General features: G+C 38.6%; 5 protein-coding genes and 1 pseudogene. All 6 read right to left on the bottom strand.

The genetic code is table 11. From position 1 onward, the window contains the following. A pseudogene (locus Q0594_RS00080) lies at positions 1–455 on the bottom strand (hypothetical protein); the annotation flags it as partial. 114 nt (positions 456–569) lie between these two features. Continuing rightward, positions 570–1619, bottom strand: a complete 1050-nt coding sequence (locus Q0594_RS00075) for a dihydrodipicolinate reductase (RefSeq protein ID WP_298728999.1) — start codon at positions 1617–1619, stop codon at positions 570–572. Between the two features lie 153 nt (positions 1620–1772). Continuing rightward, positions 1773–2462 carry an energy-coupling factor transporter transmembrane component T gene (locus Q0594_RS00070; protein WP_298728998.1) on the bottom strand — a complete coding sequence of 230 codons (690 nt, stop codon included), beginning with the start codon at positions 2460–2462 and terminating at the stop codon, positions 1773–1775. Beyond that, positions 2446–3873 (bottom strand): ABC transporter ATP-binding protein, encoded by a 1428-nt coding sequence (locus tag Q0594_RS00065; RefSeq protein WP_298728997.1) that lies wholly within the window; start codon positions 3871–3873, stop codon positions 2446–2448. The genes Q0594_RS00070 and Q0594_RS00065 overlap by 17 nt, the downstream gene beginning before the upstream one ends. Next, on the bottom strand, positions 3866–4432 hold the full coding sequence (locus Q0594_RS00060) for an ECF transporter S component (RefSeq protein ID WP_298728996.1): 567 nt from the start codon (positions 4430–4432) through the stop codon (positions 3866–3868). Before Q0594_RS00060 ends, Q0594_RS00065 begins: the two co-directional genes overlap by 8 nt. Next, positions 4425–5054 (bottom strand): YkoF family thiamine/hydroxymethylpyrimidine-binding protein, encoded by a 630-nt coding sequence (locus Q0594_RS00055; RefSeq protein ID WP_298728995.1) that lies wholly within the window; start codon positions 5052–5054, stop codon positions 4425–4427. Before Q0594_RS00055 ends, Q0594_RS00060 begins: the two co-directional genes overlap by 8 nt. Between the last annotated feature and the right edge of the window lie 74 nt (positions 5055–5128).

Below are 5128 nucleotides of genomic sequence, written 5' to 3'. Positions count from 1 at the left end.
AATTTTGCTAAAAAATCTGATTTGTTTAGATAAATGCCTTTAATTTTAAAATTATACCCTTTACTATAATTATTTAACAAATCCAAAAATAAATTCCTTTTTCTAAGATTGGAAATAAATAATAATTCTTTTTTATAATCATATAACACAAAGAACTGCTCCATAAATTCCATCTCATCTTCATCTCGAGGGTTTTCTCTTAACTTTTTATTTCTAACATTAAAAACATCAACATCTCTTGGTTGTGTACTCCCATGCTCTATCATAAAAAAAATAAAATTTGCATTATTTTCAATCGAAACTGAAAATGCTTCATTCTCATTTTTTGTTATATACAACGGTTCTTTAGTAGATTGGAAATTCGTAAAATACTCTTTAGTGGCGGCGATTTCCAGTGCTCCTTTATTTTTATTTTTTGCATATAACTTCCAAATAGAAAAAGTCATTTCAGACATAATTACTCCCCTAACCTAAAAATATTTTTTACCAAATTTTTTTAATAATAAAACGGGTTGATAAATAATTTTATCAACCCATGTACTTGTTTTACCTAGAATTGAATTAAAATTTTAATACTCAAAAAATGGATTTTCTACATACGTATGCAATGGATATGTAGGATAAGTGGCTTCTCTTAATTTTTCACTCGTTACAAATCCAGGTGTCGCATTTAAGATTGTTGGAATGCGGTTGACAATCGTTGCACAAGTATGTGCGACCGTATCTGGTTTTTGAACAGAGAACACTAAGTTTGGTTCTCCAGTGATTTCCCAATCACACATATCTCCATCGTCTTCGCGGTAAACTTTACCGATACATTCCACTTCGATTTCTACGCCTTGATGCGTATGAAGAGTGGTCACTGCAGACATTCCCGTCACTTCCCCAGCAGAAATGGTTCGACCGAGTGTTTCTGAATACACATCTTCATCTAAAACATATGGAACACTCTTTTGACTGATGTCTTTAATCGTCCAGTTCATCTTCGAACAGATGGCTTCGGCTGCATTCCACATGTAAGATGGGAAACTTTCAGCAGTCGCAATTTCTGCATCAAAACGTTCTTTGGTATACCCTGCTCCATGAGCTTCTGCTAAGGCTAATCCATAGTCTTCGACATTATAGCTCACGACTCCTTTAATTTTATCGATACGGTTCACTCCTGCCATCGCAAGACAAGGCATATTAATCCAGTAAATATCTTGCATTCCTGACCCGGTAATGGTGACTCCATTTTCTTTTGCCAAACGGTCTAGACGATTCGTCTCAGATGGAGAGGTATTCCAAGGATAAATGGCTTCTTCACAAGTCGTAATTACATTCACCCCATGACGCGCTGCTGTTTCAAAGAACGGATACATCTCTGGCATATAGGATAGAATGGTCACAATAGCAATATCCGCATCACAACTATTGAACACTTCTTCTGCATTATCTGAAATCACAACCCCTGTTTTAAACCCTAATTCGGCAAAATCACCAACATCGAGTCCAACAACTTCTGGATTATTATCAATCGCACCAACAATTTCCACACCATGATCCACCATATACTTGAAAAGGACCTTGGCCATCTTACCGCAACCATATTGGATTACACGAACTTTTGTGTTTCTCATTGTCATACCCCTTTTCCAACAGATGAAGCGCGCTTCCTCCGTTTGACTTATTTTTGTACAAAGACTTGTACACTTTTATTATAGCGCTTACATTTTAGAGGGTCAATCTTCTTCTACGAATAGAAAAAGAGCCACAATTGTGACTCTTTGGTTTTATTGTTGTAGCCATATGACGATAACGATAAAAGACAGCATCAAACTACTGTAAATCAAATCTAAAATGGAAATTTCCAGTTGAATTTTTTGTACTCTATCCTGGGAGAATCCCCGCAGTTCCATCGCCATAGCGGTATACTCGGATTGTCGCATCAGACGAATCATCATGGTCGTGAGGGCTTTTAAGTGGACTCTACTCCCAGAAATCCCTCTGATTTGCAATGCTAATTTCGACTGCTCATATTCTGTTTGAATCAGTGTCAGAAAATTGATGGCTACCAGTATGCTATAAGCAATCGCCACTGGCACTTTCAATTGTTGGATAAGACTGGCAACAAATTCGTTTTTTTCAATGGATGTTGAGAGACTAATTCCTACAAGACCAAGCGCAAGAATCCGACTACTTAATTCCAAAGCTACTATAAATACGCCACTTGATCCCGTTTGAACCAATAGATTCTCATTTGGATAAAAATAGACCGAAAGAAAATATATCAAGGTAATCATCAGTAATCCCAGTCCGAGTTTCACAACGCGTCCCCAAGGTTGTTGTCTAAACAACACTATTATCACGATGGACGCCATCATCATCGCTCCGTTGAGTTTCCATGATTTGGTGAAAAGGATGACCATGGATAATAAAAATGAAACCCCTAATTGCACACTTGGATTAATTCTCATCTTCATTCATCTCTACCTCCATGGTCTGATGACGAATGCGCATCACCTTCTGCGCGTATTGACGCACTAATCTACGGTCATGACTAGTAAATAGACAAGCTACTCCCTCTTGGCATAATTGCTGCAATGCATTCATGATAGCGATCGCATTTTTCATGTCTTGTCCGTAAGTCGGTTCATCCACTAATAGTAGAACTTTCCCCTCTCCAGTCATCGTTAAAAAAGCAAGCCTGCGCTGTTGCCCTTGACTGAGAAGCCAAGGAGATAATTCCTTTGTTTGCTTTAAGGAGTATTCTTCTAAAAGCGATTCTAGACGACTTTCTGCTTCGCCTGGAAAAGTCACTTTCAATTCCTCTAGAACTTTCGCAGCCACAAATTGAAGGGTGGGATCTTGAAAAACAAGCCCGACTTGTTTCAATAAATCCTTCCTCTTCATCTTCGATAAAGAATGTCCTTTTAGTTCGATTGTTCCCGTATAAGGGAGTTGCTTTAAAAGTGCTTTGAAGAAACTTGTTTTCCCACTCCCACTAGGTCCAATAAGAGCCATCATCTCCCCTTCATGAAGTTCAAGATGAATATGCTCAAGAAGTGGTTTGCCTTTTTCTACAAAAACCGAAACATCTTTGACTTTAAACAGTGGTTTGGCATTTTCTAGCTTTTTCTTATTGTTGAAAGGTAAAGGACATAGATTCCCACTCTCTTCTAGAAGAAGCTTGTCTTGCTCCTTTAAAGGAAGTTCAATTTGTTTCAATTCTCCACTGTCTTCTAAGAGATACCACCGATTGACCCACTCCCAAAAATCCAATCGGTGGTCAATGATACAAATTGCTTTTCCTTCGTTACTCAACCGTTTAATTTGCTCAATAAAGTACGGAATACTTTCTTCATCGATATTTGCAAAAGGCTCATCCATCAGATAAAGTGGTGCCTCTACTAAGCTGGCACAACCAAAGGCCACTTTTTGAAGTTCTCCCCCTGAAAGACTTGCAAACTTTCGGTGTAATAAGTCTTCAACCTTGTATTTTTTTGCTTGCTCGAGTACTTTCTGTTCCATCGTTTCAATGGGGAAACAAAAATTTTCTAGTATGAAAATCATTTCTTCGTACGGTGTCTCCATTGCAAACGAGAGTCTTGCATTTTGAAAAATAGAGCGTACATATTTCGTTCTCTCCAAGTGATTTAACGTTAGAAGAGACTGTCCTAAAATTTCTAATCCTTCACATTGAACATCTGTGTCCCCATTTGGATAGACTCCATTAATCACATTCATTAGGCTACTTTTCCCAACTCCACTTCTTCCAATCACTAATACAATTTCTCCCGAGTGAATTTGCATGGACAGATTGGAGAACAGCACTCGATTTTGCACGCTTAAAGTCGCATTTTTCAATTGGAGGACAACTTCAGGATTAGCCACGAACTTTGACCACTCCTGTTTTTACCATTTGGTCGCATAAGAGTTTGCTTAAGTATCCTGTAAAGATTAAGGCAGAAACTAAACGAATCACAAAAATAGCGACCACTAGCTTCCAATCTAATGCTAAATAATTGCTACGGAAGCCTGTCCAAAGGAACGTAAAAATGGTCGTAATAACAGCCCCTAGCATTGTGGTTCCATAAGTAATATCGCCGTATTTCTTTGTCATAAACGCTAATTCCACGCCTAGACCTTGGATAAAGGCACTCACCACAACGATAATGCCGAACATGTTCCCAAGCAGCACTTCAATCACAGCTGCAATAATTTCTGTAATAATACCAATCCCTGGTTTTCGAATAAAGTAAAGCGTGAATACTGGAGCCATAAACCAGATTCCGTAAAATGGCTCATATCCTAGCATCCCAAGTCCCATCGGTGCTAGTGTGGCAGAAAGCGCACCTCCTGCATAAACTGCTAGTAAATAAAACACCCCAAACAATACACAAATTAAGCTAATAAATAAGTAATCCTTTAGTTCTAATTTATTTTTATTCATCAATTTCTCCCCCTGGTACATTGCATAATAATGTCACTTGAATCACAAAATGACTCACATCTTGCTCTAAAATTTTAAAAACTTGTTCCAAATAATCAAACACCTCGTGAACGTCCCCTCCTAGAAAAGTGACATAATGCCCTGTTCCAGTAATCGTTCCTTGATCAATCCCTAGATTCACCACCTTCTCGATGGTTTTCATATAATTATCAGATCCCATCGGATAGACCGCAAATTTCCCAATGACAGGAAAATGAGTCGCTTGGGAACGGACTTCATTAATTCGACTCCCATCGAATGATAAAGGTGTATCCTCATCTACATCCCCAGGACACCCTTTTGAAAGAGTGGCTTCCAGCGAGCAGTGAACTCCCGGACGATAACTACTAATAAAACAAGCTTTTAACGCATCGAAAACTTCTACACTTCCCCCACGATAGATGGTAGAAGTATAATCCGTCTTTGCCCATACATTGGACAAATCCACTTGCCTGATGGCCCCTAGAATGATGTCGATAAAATCATCTGACATCGGTGCCAAATTAAACCTCGCTCCGCTAATTGCTAAATGTGAGCCTGGAACTCCCACACGGCAATTCCCGTACGAAACATGTTGAGACATAAAAAACCCCCTTCAGATCTTGTACTGACCCCAAAAAGTTAGACAATTAATTTAAGCAAAGGATTTAGTTCTGT

The organism is uncultured Granulicatella sp., from assembly GCF_938030755.1.
GTDB lineage: Bacteria > Bacillota > Bacilli > Lactobacillales > Aerococcaceae > Granulicatella.
This window is presented reverse-complemented; position numbering and strand designations above follow the sequence as displayed.